Annotated in this window: 14 protein-coding genes and 4 pseudogenes; 6 read left to right on the top strand and 12 right to left on the bottom strand. The window is 59.0% G+C overall.

Features of this window, described 5'->3' with window-relative positions; translation table 11 throughout:
• Window positions 1–257 precede the first annotated feature (257 nt).
• The 5 genes from B378_RS15685 to B378_RS0101580 all read right to left on the bottom strand — a co-directional run bounded on the left by B378_RS15685 (window position 258) and on the right by B378_RS0101580 (window position 6491).
• On the bottom strand, window positions 258–1826 hold the full coding sequence (locus tag B378_RS15685) for a Mur ligase (protein WP_026046120.1): 1569 nt from the start codon (window positions 1824–1826) through the stop codon (window positions 258–260).
• The gene (locus tag B378_RS0101595) at window positions 1823–2992 is read right to left on the bottom strand and encodes a poly-gamma-glutamate biosynthesis protein PgsC/CapC (protein WP_017342079.1); all 1170 of its coding nucleotides are present in this window, start codon (window positions 2990–2992) and stop codon (window positions 1823–1825) included. Before B378_RS0101595 ends, B378_RS15685 begins: the two co-directional genes overlap by 4 nt.
• A gap of 401 nt (window positions 2993–3393) precedes the next feature.
• Complete coding sequence (locus B378_RS16600; RefSeq protein WP_155118165.1) at window positions 3394–4527, bottom strand: homing endonuclease associated repeat-containing protein; 1134 nt, start codon at window positions 4525–4527, stop codon at window positions 3394–3396.
• Between the two features lie 211 nt (window positions 4528–4738).
• The gene (locus B378_RS0101585; protein WP_017342076.1) at window positions 4739–5638 is read right to left on the bottom strand and encodes a DNA-binding protein; all 900 of its coding nucleotides are present in this window, start codon (window positions 5636–5638) and stop codon (window positions 4739–4741) included.
• Between the two features lie 592 nt (window positions 5639–6230).
• The gene (locus tag B378_RS0101580) at window positions 6231–6491 is read right to left on the bottom strand and encodes a HalOD1 output domain-containing protein (RefSeq protein ID WP_017342075.1); all 261 of its coding nucleotides are present in this window, start codon (window positions 6489–6491) and stop codon (window positions 6231–6233) included.
• 121 nt (window positions 6492–6612) lie between these two features.
• On the opposite strand from B378_RS0101580, the gene B378_RS0101575 reads away from it, so the two are divergent.
• The gene (locus tag B378_RS0101575; protein WP_017342074.1) at window positions 6613–6873 is read left to right on the top strand and encodes a helix-turn-helix domain-containing protein; all 261 of its coding nucleotides are present in this window, start codon (window positions 6613–6615) and stop codon (window positions 6871–6873) included.
• Between the two features lie 2 nt (window positions 6874–6875).
• Here the strand turns inward: B378_RS0101575 and B378_RS0101570 are convergent, their stop codons facing one another.
• Both B378_RS0101570 and B378_RS15680 read right to left on the bottom strand, forming a co-directional pair.
• Window positions 6876–7385 carry a hypothetical protein gene (locus B378_RS0101570; protein WP_017342073.1) on the bottom strand — a complete coding sequence of 170 codons (510 nt, stop codon included), beginning with the start codon at window positions 7383–7385 and terminating at the stop codon, window positions 6876–6878.
• Window positions 7382–7774: pseudogene (locus B378_RS15680) on the bottom strand (ArsR family transcriptional regulator); the annotation flags it as partial. The gene B378_RS0101570 and the pseudogene B378_RS15680, both read right to left, overlap by 4 nt.
• Between B378_RS15680 and B378_RS17225 the strand changes: the two are divergent.
• Window positions 7763–7936, top strand: a pseudogene (locus B378_RS17225) (transcriptional regulator TrmB); the annotation flags it as partial. The pseudogenes B378_RS15680 and B378_RS17225 overlap by 12 nt on opposite strands.
• A 37-nt stretch (window positions 7937–7973) precedes the next feature.
• Here B378_RS17225 and B378_RS0101560 read toward each other — a convergent pair.
• From B378_RS0101560 to B378_RS17220, 3 genes and pseudogenes are all read right to left on the bottom strand, one after another.
• A complete protein-coding gene (locus tag B378_RS0101560; protein WP_017342071.1) occupies window positions 7974–8408 on the bottom strand; it encodes a PIN domain-containing protein in 435 nt (144 codons plus the stop codon).
• On the bottom strand, window positions 8409–8660 hold the full coding sequence (locus tag B378_RS0101555) for an AbrB/MazE/SpoVT family DNA-binding domain-containing protein (protein WP_017342070.1): 252 nt from the start codon (window positions 8658–8660) through the stop codon (window positions 8409–8411).
• Window positions 8661–8751: 91 nt separating this feature from the next.
• Window positions 8752–8946, bottom strand: a pseudogene (locus tag B378_RS17220) (hypothetical protein); the annotation flags it as partial.
• A 250-nt stretch (window positions 8947–9196) separates the two neighbouring features.
• Here B378_RS17220 and B378_RS16590 point away from each other — a divergent pair.
• From B378_RS16590 to tnpA, 3 genes are all read left to right on the top strand, one after another.
• A complete protein-coding gene (locus B378_RS16590) occupies window positions 9197–10045 on the top strand; it encodes a PQQ-binding-like beta-propeller repeat protein (protein ID WP_237738308.1) in 849 nt (282 codons plus the stop codon).
• A 174-nt stretch (window positions 10046–10219) separates the two neighbouring features.
• A complete protein-coding gene (locus tag B378_RS16095) occupies window positions 10220–11437 on the top strand; it encodes a PQQ-binding-like beta-propeller repeat protein (protein ID WP_082224198.1) in 1218 nt (405 codons plus the stop codon).
• Between the two features lie 182 nt (window positions 11438–11619).
• Window positions 11620–12009: an IS200/IS605 family transposase gene (tnpA, locus tag B378_RS0101545; RefSeq protein ID WP_017342068.1), complete on the top strand. Its 390-nt coding sequence runs from the start codon at window positions 11620–11622 to the stop codon at window positions 12007–12009.
• A 377-nt stretch (window positions 12010–12386) separates the two neighbouring features.
• Here tnpA and B378_RS16585 read toward each other — a convergent pair whose 3' ends face one another.
• Window positions 12387–12677 carry a hypothetical protein gene (locus tag B378_RS16585; protein WP_155118163.1) on the bottom strand — a complete coding sequence of 97 codons (291 nt, stop codon included), beginning with the start codon at window positions 12675–12677 and terminating at the stop codon, window positions 12387–12389.
• Window positions 12678–12921: 244 nt separating this feature from the next.
• Between B378_RS16585 and B378_RS16090 the strand changes: the two are divergent.
• Window positions 12922–13071 (top strand): annotated as a pseudogene (locus B378_RS16090) (RNA-guided endonuclease TnpB family protein); the annotation flags it as partial.
• A gap of 78 nt (window positions 13072–13149) precedes the next feature.
• Here the strand turns inward: B378_RS16090 and B378_RS0101540 are convergent.
• On the bottom strand, window positions 13150–15054 hold the full coding sequence (locus tag B378_RS0101540; RefSeq protein WP_017342067.1) for an ABC transporter ATP-binding protein: 1905 nt from the start codon (window positions 15052–15054) through the stop codon (window positions 13150–13152).
• Between the last annotated feature and the right edge of the window lie 231 nt (window positions 15055–15285).

The following is a 15285-nucleotide window of genomic DNA, read 5'->3' as shown; positions in this document are numbered from 1 at the left end:
CGTTGAATCCGCAGAAGGCGGCGGGATAGGGCCACTCTGTACTCGGTCTAGGAGCGCTGCCAAGAGAATTCAGAGATAGACTCTTGGCAGAGAGGAAGAAGATCAAGATCTCTGTATAAATCGATCCAACTCCTTGACGACGGAGAGCGAGATAACCGTGCCTTCAGAGATCGTACTCCCCGTGCCGTCATCGGATTCAACAGAGCACAGCGGTCTGTTATTTTATTCCGAGAGGCACAATAGAATCCCGGAAACTCTCAGTCGGCTTCCTCAATAGCGACTTTCGTCGCTCGCGTTGTGATTTCGTCTTCTAAATCTCGCATGAAGTCATCGACTGTGTTCCCCATCGTTAATACGGGATAGCCTTCTTCGAGCATATCGTCAAGTACCTCACCGGCGTCTTCGTCTCGATCATGTTCGGTCACCGGGACATCGACATTCGAAGCAAACACTCCCGTGAACGCGCCACCAGCACGCGCTCGCTCAATCAAGTCGCGTTCGGCTAGTGTATTTAGGTACTTGGCGAACGAAGCGGTTCGGCTCCGACGGTCGGCCCGGAGGTAGACGAACGGCAAGACGTGAGTATTACCAGCCAACGACTGCCGAATTGCCTCCGTACTCTCAATATCGTTGATTTCGGCGCCATTGAATATACGTCCATTTGGGAGCCGAATCCAGCTTGGCTGGATGGCGTCCAGATACGCGTTCAGCTGTTCTTCCGGTACCGGCTCCATGTCCAGCCATCGCAGTACGTCATTAACGGCGTAGACGGTTTCGGCTCCGATCCGGCCCTGCTGATCGTCCGGGATTGTGACCTGTCGCATCTCACCGCCCTGCTGTTCGATCTCTTCGCGCATATATTCGGCAAGGACTGGGTTCTGCTCGCCATTGACAACCTTCGTGCCTGGGGGAATTGTCCGGGCGAACGCCCGAGCGAGGTCACGGACGGTCTTGCCTAGCGTATCCTGATGGTCCTGCCGGACGTTCGCGATGACGACGACGTGGGGCTTGATGAATCGTTTGTTGATCAGGCGAGTCGTATACTCGGTAATTCCCTGATTCTCGAAGATACCAACGTCCTCTGGTGTGTATGACTCAAGCTGTGGGCCGAACTCGCGCAAGACGTTGATATTTTCGTATAGTGTCGTGTACGGCCCCGTCCGTTCGATAGGGATGACGTCCCCGTTGCGAATCAGCAGTGGATGGTTACCAGTAATTTTCGTGAGTGTATCGTACCCTCGCCGCCGGAATACGTCATCGAGACGCTTGACCGTTGAGGACTTCCCGCGAATGCCTGAAACCACAATTCGTGTGTCGATATTCTGAAGAAATTGTCGGTGTTCCCGCCCGCGAGCCAACAGTGATAACGCTCCACGCACGGTCGACATCCCAACCTCGAACGGGTCATATTCGACAGCTTCGTCCTCGATACCGACCAGATACACCGGAATTGCTCCCGTTGCGAGATGGCGAAACCGCCGCATTGCTTCGCGAGCGGTAGCTCGCTCGGTGTAGGTAAAGTTCGGAACGGCGAGTGTCTCACCATCGGCTTCGAGCGTCCATTCGAAGATTTCGAGTGACTCGTCACCTCGCACCCGAAGCTTCGGTGTCTCGCCGTCTGACGGTGTATCGACGTATTCGAACTCGTCGGGCTCGAACGATTCGAGTTCTGCCGCGGCGTCACGAACACGATCGATTCGTTGCCGTGCCGCTTGTGGCGTGTCATATCGGTCTGTCCCGATCGCTAGACACACGTCGGCGTCACTAAGCCGCCAATGCCATCCTTCCTCACTCCGCACCACTTCGAACATCCCCTGTTCGTTCATTCTTGATCACCGCCCGAGAGGATCGACGACTCGAACACGTCGTCGTGCGACGGCTGGTAGACGGTGTAATACTCGACAATCGCCAGACAGACGACCGCGACGAGCACACTCGTAGCGAGTTGTGGAACCGCAAACTGCTGAGGGAATCCCCGTGGAAGGATGCGACCCGTCGCTCGCGCGAGCGGCAACATTACCGCGAAGGTGCCAAGCTGTAACGGGATGAAGAGCCTGCGTTTCGGCCCCGGAGCAGTGTGCCAATTATACGCGCCGATCCCCGCGAGAATCGCAACGAAATACGCCGATAGTCCCCGTGTGATCGGGAGCAGCAGCGTGATGGGGACCGCTGCGATGAGCGCGAACGCCGTGGTGGTCGAAATCAAGACGCGTCCATATAGGAGCGTGACGTAATGGACAAGCGAGAGGAAGCCGAACGAGAGGGCGAGCATCACTACGTACAGTAGGACAAGCCATTTGCTCGCGAGTGCATAGATCGCCAGGAGCGGGAGAGCGATCAGGCCCATCCGGAGCCCGTAGCGCCCACGGACGCGTTCAGAGACGAAGAGTCCGAGCACGAAGAGCCCCACTGCGACGGGTCGAGCCAAGATTGTCGGCTCCAGTTCGGTCTGGAGCGCTGCGTTCTTGTACACTGCCACGTCGGTCGTCGTCGTGTAGAGCGCTGGCGGTGTCACCTCCCCCAGTGTCGTCGCCAGCTCGGGCGTGATGAGCAGCCACCCACAGGCTACCAGCCCAGCGTAGAGTCCCGCTGCCGTGAGCAGGTCGTAGATTCGGTACTCTGGTTTGAGTTGGTGGTAGTTGTACGCTGCAAGGCCGGGCAAAATACTCCCAATAAACACAACCGACCGGAGTGACTCCGGGAATAACGATCCGAACCCCACGAGCAGTAGTAGTGGAACGCCGCTCCCGATCCCCATCGCGACGAGTAGTTCATCCCGACCATAGAGCAGCGTCCGTTGTTTTACGATCCACAGACCGAGGTACGCGAGGATAGTACTTAGCACGAAGATCGGCAGCATCCAGATGTTTTTGAGGGTATAGACTGCCAGCACGGGAATGGCGATCGTGCCGCCTAGTCGGTACCCGAAAAGCTGAGAGATGATTCCGACTAACAGGAGCCCAAAGGCGGTGATCCCAGCTGCAACTAACACGGGTCACACCTCAGTTTACGAGTACCACGGCACACACATGTGGATCAGAATTGGAATGTAATATGACTATTCTTTTGGATTACCGAACGGAGACGTGTCCAACGATTAGCTGTCTTCTATCGCTTTGACTTACACGTGTGTTGCTGAAGCCGCTCCGGGAGACCGACCTTCCCGCAGACGGGACACTCCCGCAGGGGTGTCGGCGGCAGGTCGTCCCAGGCGTCCAGGGCGGCCTCTAACTGTGCTTCCACGAACGGCGAGTTGGTCGTGCGGCGGGCTTCGCGGAGGTGAATGCGAAGCCGATCACGGGCTGTGAGTGTCGTGTTGTCGGTCATAGTGAGACGGGATAGGGGGTGTCCCCGCCACCCATCGCTGGGGGCGATAAACACCACCGGACGCGGTTAGCGAAGATCCGGCTGGAGCGGAGCGAACTCCTCCCACATCGTATGGTGGCGCTGACAGAGCGTGATCAGGTTCTCAAGCCGGTTCGACCGTTCGTAGTCCAGAACTCCCTCCGCGTCGATGAATGCGCCAAGCGGCGTAATGTGGTGGACGTTCAGGTCACGGTTCCAGCGTTCCCGGTGGGTCTCGCGGTCAATCGAACAGCCCGGCATCTGGCACTCGAAGCCATCCCGTTCCAGCGCACGCTTGCGCTGTCGGTACCAGTTCGGGCCGTACGAAATGTCTCCGTAGCCGCCCTTCCAAGTGGGATGATCTGGGCCGCTCGGATGGCCGCGATATTCCATCCCGGCTGCCTCCACAGCCCGCTTCCATGATCCATATCGTCGGATGTACGGATAGATCGTGATCTCTCCGTGTTCTCTCATATCCACAGTTGAGGGGACATACCCCAGTTCATCGCGGAGCCGAGTGAGCTCCGTCAGTAACTCCTCTTCCGGGATATTTCGCCGCGTATGTGGGTCAAAACCTGCCTCCTGAAGTGCAGCGTTCCAACTACCGAATCGCCGCTGAGCGACTTTCGTTGCGTACTCTCCTTGTTCATCCATTTCGTAGGCGGTCGGTGGCCGCCCAAGGTCCTCTGCGAGCGCCTGAATTGCCGTGAGTACTTCTTTCGGTGTAACCTTGGCCGATTTCGTTGTCGACAGCCCTGCAGCGTCGAGGCCGGTATTCCACGATCCGAATCGCCGTTTCACCACCGCTGGAGATACTTCCCCATGTGCCTTCATTTCCGATACTGACGGAGAGTGACCGAGCATCTCGGCCACGCGCTGTAACTCGTCGATTACCTCCGTTTCTGAGTAGGAATGGTCGAGTGGTTCAAGCCCCGCCTCGTGTAGTCCTTCTTCCCAACTGCCAAACGTTGATTGGACGGCACCAGCTGTGAACTCTGTCTCTTCCTCAACCTCGGGTTGCATCGGCGTTCGGCCTTTTTGCTCGGCGACGCGTCTGAGTTCCTCGATGATGTGGTCCGGTGTGATTGACCGCTTGTGGCCTGCCATGTGGCCGGCAATCTCGACGTTCGTTTCGAACGATTCGCCACAGATGTCGCACGTGTAGTCTCCTTTGACTTTCATGCGTAGATCCGAGCGTTGGGCACGCCCGCACCCCTCGTGGGGTCGGACAAACACGCCCGGTCGCGCACCGTTTCCCCCGGTTTCAGGGATAAATCTCAGACCGAGTCTTGAGGTCGTGGCTGCGCGCGCAGCGAAGCGAGCACGGAGCGGAGGGTGGGGCGGCGGGGTCTGGGTCGGTCCGGCACACAGCAAAAAAAGAAGCTCCGACTGGCTATGCTTCCCACCACCGACCGCGCTCTGGGAAATGAAGGGTCGACCAGCCAGTGACGGCCAGTGAGACGCGTCCTTCGTACCAATTTCTCGCTGCTCCGTGGATGCGCACCCGTTCACCCTCTTCGACCCAGGGGGCATTTGATTTCTCCCAGATCGTTACCTTCGTTTGCCCACTTTCGTCTGCGATGAGGCCAACTTGAGCGATGGCTGGTGAGTCACTGTCCCAGAGCACCTCGATTTGCCCTTCAACACTCACCTCTTTGCGATCGACATCTTCGAGGGCGTCGATGGGCACAGTGCTCCCGGGGGCCGTCTGCAACTCCTCGAACACCCGCACAACCGCACTCGTCATGTCCGTGCCGTCGACGACTGCTTCGGCCAGCCGTCGACTGATCGCCGCACGCGACCAGCCATCCAACCGCGTCGCGAGTCGGTCTGCCTCCGTGTTCACTTTCGCCAGTTCATCCTGGGAGAGCTCCGCTCGGGGATCCTCTCGTTCGGGGTCGGCCATCGGGTCCACGCTTGCGGCCCGCCTCTGGAACTCCCGCCGGCGCTTCGCGCTCCCTTGCGCGGCGACCTCTCGCGTGCGCTGCTCCCGACCGTCCTGCGTTCCCAGCTCGGCTTGGGCACTGATGCGCTCCAGTTCGGCTTCCCGCGCCCGAATGCGCTCTTCCTGTTCGAGGGTGACGCCGTGAATCCGGTCCTCGCTCGTGTCCGCGATCCCGTCCGGGTGGTTTGCATCCACCTTGGCCTGCGTCTCCTGTTTGACCGCGGCCTCGAACTCCGGCGTCTCGTCGACGACCGGGAAGCCGTCTTCATCGACCGCCTGCTCGCCCGCTTTCTCGAATGCCTGTTCATCGACCGAAACGACCTTTCCGCTAGCGTTGTTACTGGACATTGGAATCACTCACAAGGTGATTTCCGACGAAGGCGCTCACGCGCCGACACCGCGATGCTCCTACATCGCGGTTTTCCGACGACAACGACCGACAGAACCATCTGCGCGCTCTCGCTCGCGCCTTCGCGAGCGCCCTCCCGGGCGCGAGCGAGAGCGCGCCCGCACGGAGGGACACAACCAGCGCCGCGCGCCGACCCGCCCGGAGCGAGCGACCAGCGGAGAAAGCGTGAGGGGTGAGCAGCTACGCCGCGCAACCCCTCGCGCTTACCCGCTGGCGTCGAGACCAGATTCACTTTAGCCCGGAACGGGCGCGGGCGGTGCGGAGAGCGCCCGCACGCCCGGAATGGTCGGTCGCGAGCGACGCGGAGGGCGGCAGCGGCGAGCGGGGCGGGCCGTTACGTACGCACCCGTTCAGCCGGCTACGTCGCTCGGTGGGCCATCCACTGTCTTGGCGGACTCAGAAAGGGCGAGGCCGCCTCGGCCGTCCCCGGACCCCGCAAGCACCGCAGGGACGAGGCGCGCAGCGGTGGTCGCGGGACGTCGAGCGGCCGAGGGCTTTCAGGAACGATCCCTATCTCGGACCCGCACGTCGTTATTCGCCGACGGACTGCGATTCGTCCTCGACGATGACGTCCACACCGTCCGGTGATACATCGAGTGGGATCCCCTCGACAGTGAACTGAACGGTGATGTTCTCATCGGCGGAGGCGATCACCTGTTCGAGCGCATCGGGGTCGACGTAATCGTGGAGCTGGTAGGAATCGTCCTCGAGTCCACACGTCTCCAGCGTCTCAATTATCTCGACGAGAAGGTCATTCGGTCCGCCCGAACTGTCCGATGGAGGGGAATGCATCTGAACGCTCGGAGGTTAGGGTGGCAGGCGTTTAAAACGCTAGGAGTCAACCACAGAAGCGCAGAGCTTTGCTACTTGACTTAGCGCGTTCGGGATAGCGTCGGCGCAACCACAAGCGATTATGCGCTTTGACGCCGACTGGATGTCTCGCGCCGATGACCGCATTCTAGAGCATCTCTCTGAAGCCGGCCCCGACACCCCGAAGGAGATGGCGGACAGCGATCGGGTCCGATTCTCCCGTCAACACATCAATGCACGCTGCAAGACGCTGGTCAAATACGGCCTTCTCGTCCACCTCGGCAACGGCGTCTACGACATCACGCGAACGGGAGAACAGTATCTCACCGGCGACCTCGACGCTCGTGGCCTCGACCCCGAATAGCGTCAGCTGTCGCCGTCGACCAGGTCCTCGATAAACCGGAACCCGTTCACGAACGTCACCGAGTCACCGTAGCCCTCGCTCGCGAGCACGGTTTCGGCTCCCTCGCCGGCCGCGACATCGGTCGTGTAGATATAGACCTCGGTCGCCGTCCCCACACTGAGGTGCTGGGCAGCTAAGGCGGCGAGGGCGGCGTCGGCCCGCTCGACCTCGTCGGCGGGTCGGTCGTCGGCGTTCGCGATGAACCGTTGGACACCGTCCATCACCCGGGAAACGACAGGCTCGGAGAACTCGAGCGGTGACGCAACGGTCGCCCAGCCCTCGTCGATCGCGGTGTCAATCGGTACTTCCTCGACGTCGGGGTCGTCGATGGTCAGCTCCGCGTACACCCGTTCGGGTAGAACGAAGGCGACGTCGTTCCGGCGAGCGAATCGGCGAACAGCCTGGTACTGACTGTTCAAGGGTTGTCCCATCGCGACGAACAGGCCGGTGTCAGCGATGTGGAGCCGGCTCACGCGTCGTCAGCGCCGTCGTCGTCGATGTCCAACTCGTCGAGTCCCGCTCCTGACTCCTCAATCTCGTAATGTTCGTGGACGACGGGGCGGAGTGCCTGGAGGATCATCTCCGCAGCTAGCGGCGAGATGTCCAGATCCTCGGCCATCAGGCGGTGGGTCACTTCGCCGCGCTCCCGAGCGACGGCGTAGGTGAGCGCCGTCGCGAGGCCGGCGACGCCGTGGCGGTCGATGTAGGTGTCGATGTCGGCGTCCGTCTCGCGGCGGCCGACGGCGTCGATGAGTGCCGGCGTGATCGTGTACTCGCGGTCGCCGGCAGCCGTCGTCACGGTCAGGTCGATCTCCCGGGCGGCGTACCGACGGGGTTGCTCGTCGTTGGTGACGTCGACGACGCGGACCTCCGAGCGCAAGCGGCGAAGTATGGACTCGAAGACGAAATCGACGCCTTGATTCGCTACCTCGAGACGCACGGCGAGGTCGACGGCGATCGGCTACCAGAGTGGGACGAGTTCCAGAAGCTGGCGGCTGAATACGAAGTGCTACTACCACAATGAGACCGAACATCGACACCAGCCGTGGCGTCTGCCAGCGTCAGTTCGGATCGTAGGGATTCGTTGCTGTTTCAAGTCGATAGACATCCTCCATAGTGTCGAAATCGTCGTCAAACGCATACAGGTAGCCGAGCCCCTCGGTGTACATATACGCGACAATACAGGCGTCCACGAAGGATAGCGGTTCGTGTTGGCGAAAGAGGGCCTTTCCTGTCGCAAGGGCGTCGGTGGTGAGTGAGTCGATGTGGAAACGGGCGTTTTCTTCGATGCGATTGAGCAGATCGACGGCTGCGTCGTGGCCGGCATGGGTCGTGAGACCGTTGAGCGTCTCAGCGAGAACGTAGTCGAGGACGACTGCCTCCGGGAGCGTTCCACTATCGATGCCTTCGAGCACGGGAAGCGCTGCATCGTGGGATCCATCCCGCCGGTATGCGGCGGCAAAGAGGACTGTCGTATCAATGAGCGCACGAGGCATTTACTCGATGTCGACGCCCCAGGCGTCGTGATCGCTCGTTACATCGGTCAGCTCCTCACCAGCGTAGCCGTCGAAGTCGGCGAACGTGCCCGTTTGCTGTTGGATCACTTGGACCCGGATGCTCCCGTCGTCTTCGAGATGCCAACGGAGTTGATCACCATCGTCGATATTGAGTTCACGCCGAATTCGGGCAGGGATGTTTGCCTGGTTTCCAGACACCTTGCTTTCGGCGTCAATTCTGTCGCTGCCCATACCTCCCGGTATGCGGCTGACCGTGAAAAGCCTAGTGTGCCGCCACACTAGCCCGTAAGAGTAAACCGATTCCGACGAAGAAAATGGTGATCTACCCTTGGTTCGTTGGGAGCCGGCCGTCTGGTCGGGGCACATGGCCCCGTTTGATTACGTGATCGACGCGACGCAGGTGCTTACAGCCGCCTTCAGGTGAGCGCTGCTGCCAGTCAGGACAGGACGATTCGTCGGTGACGTCGACTTTGTACCTGTTGCCGGACGCGGACTGTACCTCGTAGCGGCCACCTTCGGGAGCGACGCGGAGGGCGGCAGCGGCGAGCGGGGCGGGCCGCGAGGTACACACCTGTCCAGCCGGCCACATCGCTCGGTGAGTCATCTACAGTCCTGGCGGACTCAGAAAGGGCGAGGCCGTCGCGTCGTCGACGTCATCGAGCAGGGGTGACACAGAAACCGTGTGGCGCCGGCGAGCAGCTGCCGTGAGAATGTTGGCTTGGTCGGTGTACGATGTCGACGAGGCGGGAGGACCGTCAACGTCGCAGATGCGCCGACTCATCCGAGCGCATGTCGGCATCGCTGAGTCACCAGAGGCGGCCGATGACTCCAGCTTCCGGAAGCCAGACCTCCAAGCGATTGCTGACGAACTCGACGTCAACTCGGGGACGGTTGCGGCCGAGGCGACCATCCCCTCATCGTTCTCAGTCGTCACGGCATCGCACGGCCTCTATGTCCAGCGGCAACGGCCGGACGATGATTGGAAATACAGTGTCGTTGCGTTTGACCAGGACTTGACGCAGCGCTGGCAGGTGGACACGGAGAGCCAAATCGGCCGATCACTGGAACCGACAGAAAATGGAGTGCTCTACACGGTTGATGGTGAGCTCGCGGAGTTAGGCTCGGAGACCGGTGACACACGCTGGGCCGTCAGCGGCTGGGCCAATTCGCCTCGAAGCCCCGACGTGCTCCCAGGAGGGGCCATCTACGCTGGGAGCGATCCGATGAAACGCATCTCCTCAGCTGGTGAGGTACAGCACACCCTTCCGACCGGAGTCGCGGGCGATGTCGTTGCCGCCCCGGCGACAGGCAACGTCTATGTCGAAGACAACAAGCACATCTATCGGGTCGACCCGACGACTGGAGAACGCCGCTGGAGCTACGCCTCACCCGCTGAAGGATACACCAATATTGCCTCACTGCCCGGCGAGGCGGTTGTTGCCACACGAGGAAATACTGGAGTCACTGTCCTGGACGTGGTAGACGGAGCGACTGGCACCCGCAAGGGTGAGGTCAAACTGGACCGCGGGTTCTCCGAGGCTACCGCTGTCGGCGATCTTCTGATCGTGGCTAGCCACGGTAGAATCGGCGGTTACGATATTTCGACGGTCCTGTGACCTTTTAACCAACAACTAATCAAACAGCTCACGTTCGTTGGTTAAAACAATGGGGTCCGGCTGTTTCGATTACGCAGCGCTGTTGAATGTAGCGCGCGTATCTCGCAGGTAGCGTGAGTAGCCGAGGCCAACCGCGGGGTGGAATGAAGTGAGAGTAGGCTTTCTCTGGTGACAATGGCTGACCGGACCGTACGGATGTATAATCCAACGCACCGATTACAACGTCAGCAGGCGCCACCGCTAACTGACGAGCCAGTTGTCCAGTGGCAAAACCAATTCAAAAACGCAGTGCGTGAGGTCGCTGTCTGGAATCAGACAGTCTATGCTAGCATAAACAAGACCGGCATCGTCGCTCTCGATCTCGATGGCACAGAGCAGTGGCGCTTCGAGACTGATGCCGGCGTGTCCTCCTCACCGGCAGTGGTGGATGGCACTGTCTATGTCGGGAGTGACGATAACCACGTCTACGCGCTTGATGCGACCACTGGGAGACAGCAGTGGCGCCGCAGAACTAACGGGTGCGCGATGTCGTCGCCGGCAGTGGTGGATGGGACTGTCTACATCGGGAGTCGGGATTACAACGTCTACGCTTTGGATGCATCCACTGGGACACAACAGTGGTGCTTCGAGACTGACGGCCGGGTGGATTCGTCACCGGTAGTGGTGGATGGAACTGTCTATATCGGGAGTGATGACCACAACGTCTACGCTCTTGATGCGACCACCGGGAGCGAGCGGTGGCGCTTCGAGACTGGTTTCAAAGTGAGGTCGTCACCCGCAGTGGTGGATGGCATGGTCTACGTCGGGAGTGATGACAACCACGTCTACGCGTTAGATTCGGACGGGGGAGGACTGTTGTCTCGGTCGCCTCAACAGTGGTCCTTTGAGACTGATGGCCATGTGCGGTCATCACCGGCCGTGGTGGATGGAACTGTCTACGTCGGGAGTGACGACAACCACGTCTACGCTCTAGATGCGACTACTGGGAGCCAGCAGTGGCGCTTTGATGCTAACCTCAGTGTGTCTTCGTCACCGGCAGTAGTGGATGGCACGGTCTACATCGGGAGTGACGATGCCAATCTCTACGCGGTTGATGCCTCAGACGGCACTACGCAATGGGCCTTCGAAACCGGGGGGTGGGTCAGATCGTCACCGGCAGTGGTGGATGGGGCCATTTACATCGGAACAACGGACTATTCTGACGACAACCACGTCTATGCGCTGGAAGGCACTGGAACCGAAGTGTACAGAGAGAAACCTGAGCACATAGGGACCAACACCCGGGCCTCTAAAGCGTGTTCAAACTGCGAATTTGACCTGTCTGAGTACGATAATCCGCAGTTCTGTCCGAAGTGTGGGACCAAGACAACTGTAGGCAGAAACTCTGAATAGAAATCTATGATCCGTGACAGTGGGCCAGTCCGATCGTTGTAAAGGTACGAGCGCATACCTCCGTTTTTAGGTGCGGGTCAAGCGGACAATAGCCGACAACCCTATGGACGACGCCACGGCTAGATTTCCCACCGTTCTATCGATAGTGATTAGAAGCTGACAGGACATAATGTGTGGCACGGATGAAGCTCACACGGGACTCGACATATAACCTCGATTACCACATCGTATGGTTGCCGAAAGACACCACTCCGGTACTTGCCAACGAAGTCGCCAACCGTGTCCGGTCTATCCTTCACGAAATAGCTGAGGACAAAGGCCTCGAGATACTCGATCTCACCGTTCAGCCCGACCACGTTCACCTGTTCGTTAGTAGTCCATCCAAAAACGAACCGGCGCTACTCGCCGACTGGTTCAAAGGTATCTCCTCGCGGAAGTACAATCACCGGTACGCCGACCACGACGGCGAGCAAATCAGGTGGGCGGAAGGATACTACGCAGAGACTTCTGGGCAGGTGTCGAGCGAGACTATCGAGGAATATATTCAGCAACACAAGGAGACCGATTCTTGACCGAATTCACGAAACCGCTTGAACGCAAATCTGTGGATCCAAACGCCCACAACGGATGGACTCCCGAGAGATGCGAGAGGCCTACAAGCATACTCTCTAAGACGCCTTTGACGGCCGGTGTACCACGCAGACCGTCACGATTCACGTGGTGGTCAAATACGATCTGAGCGAATACGAGAAGCACGCGTTCAACATACACGTTCCGCAATTGACTGCCCCACAAGACACCCAAGCCGATGCTATCACGCAAGTGATACTCGGGACGTATGCGTCTTGAAATCAGAGGACAGGTCCTGGCCTGAAATCCCGTGGTGGGATTCTCGCGTCTTGAGGCGCAAGAGGAGGTAAATCTCTGGATTCGGTTCCGTTGACGGAGTTTAATTATCAGTCGTAGATTGAGAGGTATATACTCCTGTGTCACCGGTCGTATCACTGAAATCGTTTTCATCATCGTCTTGATTCGAGGTCACGATCGAATAGCCAAGCTGTCGGAAATAATCAGCAATCGCTTCTTGCTGAACGTTGTTAATAGTCAAAGCCCCGTCGGCAGATACAGCGCACTCTGTCGAGAAGCTATGTTCCACCAACTTCACCAAAACGTCTTGATCAACCTGTGAGAGGATGGATCCTTCAACTACGATGGTTGGGTCCAGTGTTTCGAGTGTCACTGATAGTTCAGCATCCGAGGATGGGGCACATACACAGCGATCTTCTGGTCCATGACAGTTCAGGCACCGCTCTTTGTCATCCGGAGGTAGATACTCCGGGCGGAATTGACATTCACAGGCGAATTTTGGCTTGCCACACTCCGAACACACTGTTGAATCGCCACTCATACTTCGGTTCTACTATGTGGGATCCGCGTACTTAACATGTGTTAGCAGACAAACTGTATACATCGGCTTCATTTTCCTTTCTCGCGGATACGACCAGCTAAGAGTGGGACACTCCGAAGAAACGCCTGTGGAGACTGCGCTCCCTGTGGATACATCCGTGTCTGTAAAGCGCGTCGTGGAAGCAGGAAGCCCCACCCTCAAGGAACCAGCGTCAGCTGGTGAGTAGGGTGGGTAGTTCACATGTTCAGGTACGTCATTTCCCCGAAGACTCACCAGCTGGCACAACGTCAGCGACAGCCGTAGGTCAGTCGTCAGCAGTAGACGCTTCAGCCTGCCCTTGCCAGAGGTTCGCATATGTTCCCGTGCCGGCGACCAGATCTTCGTGATTGCCCTGCTCGACGATCTCGCCTTCATCCATCACAACAATCTCGTCTGCGTTCTGAATCGTCGAGAGCCGGTGGGCAATAATGAACGCGGTCCGCTCCTCAACCAGCCGCTCAAGGCTTTCTTGAATCAACTTCTCGGTCTCTGTATCGACGTCCGATGTGGCCTCATCAAAGACGATGATCTCAGGATCATTGAGCAGTGCTCGGGCGATAGCGAGACGCTGCCGCTGGCCGCCTGAAAGTTTGATACCCCGCTCGCCAACTTGTGTGTCGTATCCATCCGGGAGGTCCATGATGAACTCGTCAGCTGCGGCGGCCTCTGCCGCCTGCTCAACCTGAGCACGGGCGCTTTTGTCAGGGTCTTCTGCCCACTCGGCGTCAAGTATCTCGCGGTCGCCGTACGCAATATTCTCTGCGACAGTCCCCGAGAACAGGTACGGATTCTGCTCCACAATGGCGATCGAATCCCGTAACGACTGGAGATCATACTCCCGGACGTCAGTCCCGTCAACCCGGACTGCCCCGTCATCGACATCGTGGAAGCGGGGAATGAGTTTCAGGAGTGTTGACTTGCCGGCCCCGGTCGCCCCGGCAAGCCCGATGGTTGTTCCCGCGGGAACATCAAGCGAGACGTTTTGGAGGACAGGCTCGCGGTCCCCGTAGGCGAACGTCACATCGTCAAACGTGACCCTCCCGTCGACCGACTCAGGGACGTACGCCGAGTCAGGGCTGGTTATTGTCGGCTCGCGGCCAAGTAACCCGAACACCCGCTCGGCACTCGACTTCGCAAGCTGGTACTTATTGGCTGACTTCCCGACACGACGCATCGGCGAGTACAGCCGCCGCAACAGGAGGAAAAAGAGCGCGAACCCACCAAGGGTCAGTGCCCCTGCCTGGCCAGGAATGCCGGTGATGATATCAGTGCCACCGATGTAGAGAACGAGGACGAACACGACGCCGGTTAACAGCCGCAGCGTCGCAAAGAACCCACGTCGGATTCGCAGCGCCGCGACCTTCTCATCGTGGTACGCCTCGCTCTGCTCAGCAACCCGATTCTGCTCAAAGCCATACCGGTCGAACGACTTAATCACCGCAGCGCCACCAAGGTTGTTCTCGAGCCGCGTGTTCAGTCGAGCGACGGTCTCGCGAATCGATTTATACCGCGGCTCGATCCAGGTGAGAAACTGGCTACTCGCCAGTCCGATGACCGGGACCGGTGCGAGCGCGATGAGCGCCAGCTTCGGCGAGTATGTCCACAAGATGATGGCAATCCCGCCGACCGTTGCGATCACGCGGATGAGTTGTCGAAACTCCGTGTTCAGGAACTGCTCAAGCCGATTGATATCGCTGTTAAGAATCGACATCATGCCGCCCGTCTGATGATCGGCGAAGAAATCCATCGAGAGCCGCTGGAGATGGTCGTACGTGTCGTTTCGCAGATCACGCTGAACCTTCTGCGCAGTCGCTTGAAGCAGATACCGGGACACAAACCGAGCAACCGACCTGACCAAGTACGCGAGAACCGCGATGAGCACGAGTTGTTCAAGGACCGCGAGGCGAGCCGCTTCGCCGGTGATCTCACCCGGCGGCAGTAAGCCCACGTCGGTCAACAGTCCCGCGTCGGCCGAACCGCGGATCGCTCGATCGATCGCGGCTGCGACGACGATCGGTGGGATCAGTCGGGCAAATCTCGTGAGGAACGCCGCGAGCACGCCGAGCGTGAGAGTTACCCAGTAGGGCTTGGCGTAGCTGAGCAAACTCACCATCGGGTGGCCGTCGACGTTCTCCCGAGCGTGTTCGAACCCGCCGTGGTCGTCTGTCACTGTGTTCGGTAGCCCTCTCGCGCACAAGTATCCGGTGACATGTGCTGTTGAAACACTCAGTTGTACTCGGGTGCGTCGAGGAAGTTCGTAGTCGACACCATCGTCGTTGCGACCCCTCACGTCACCCGCTCGCTTCACGGTGTACATTTGGGTAATCCGCTCACCAATGCTACGGGAACAAAACCCCAGGCGATTGAGGGGGGGCCAACGAACTCCAAATCGTCTGTTATG

The sequence above is a fragment of the Halorubrum sp. T3 genome (assembly GCF_000296615.1).
Lineage (GTDB): Archaea > Halobacteriota > Halobacteria > Halobacteriales > Haloferacaceae > Halorubrum > Halorubrum ruber.
The sequence above is the reverse complement of the archived record's forward strand: the minus strand, read 5'-3'. Positions and strand labels throughout refer to the sequence as shown.

Coding starts and splice junctions, on each gene's coding strand:
- B378_RS0101575 (WP_017342074.1), top strand. CDS start 6,613: ATGCGCTTTGACGCCGACTGGATGTCTCGCGCCGATGACCGCATTCTA.
- B378_RS16095 (WP_082224198.1), top strand. CDS start 10,220: ATGGCTGACCGGACCGTACGGATGTATAATCCAACGCACCGATTACAA.
- B378_RS0101585 (WP_017342076.1), bottom strand. CDS start 5,638: ATGTCCAGTAACAACGCTAGCGGAAAGGTCGTTTCGGTCGATGAACAG.
- B378_RS0101560 (WP_017342071.1), bottom strand. CDS start 8,408: ATGCCTCGTGCGCTCATTGATACGACAGTCCTCTTTGCCGCCGCATAC.
- B378_RS16600 (WP_155118165.1), bottom strand. CDS start 4,527: ATGAAAGTCAAAGGAGACTACACGTGCGACATCTGTGGCGAATCGTTC.
- B378_RS16590 (WP_237738308.1), top strand. CDS start 9,197: ATGCGCCGACTCATCCGAGCGCATGTCGGCATCGCTGAGTCACCAGAG.
- tnpA (WP_017342068.1), top strand. CDS start 11,620: ATGAAGCTCACACGGGACTCGACATATAACCTCGATTACCACATCGTA.
- B378_RS0101555 (WP_017342070.1), bottom strand. CDS start 8,660: ATGGGCAGCGACAGAATTGACGCCGAAAGCAAGGTGTCTGGAAACCAG.
- B378_RS15685 (WP_026046120.1), bottom strand. CDS start 1,826: ATGAACGAACAGGGGATGTTCGAAGTGGTGCGGAGTGAGGAAGGATGG.
- B378_RS0101580 (WP_017342075.1), bottom strand. CDS start 6,491: ATGCATTCCCCTCCATCGGACAGTTCGGGCGGACCGAATGACCTTCTC.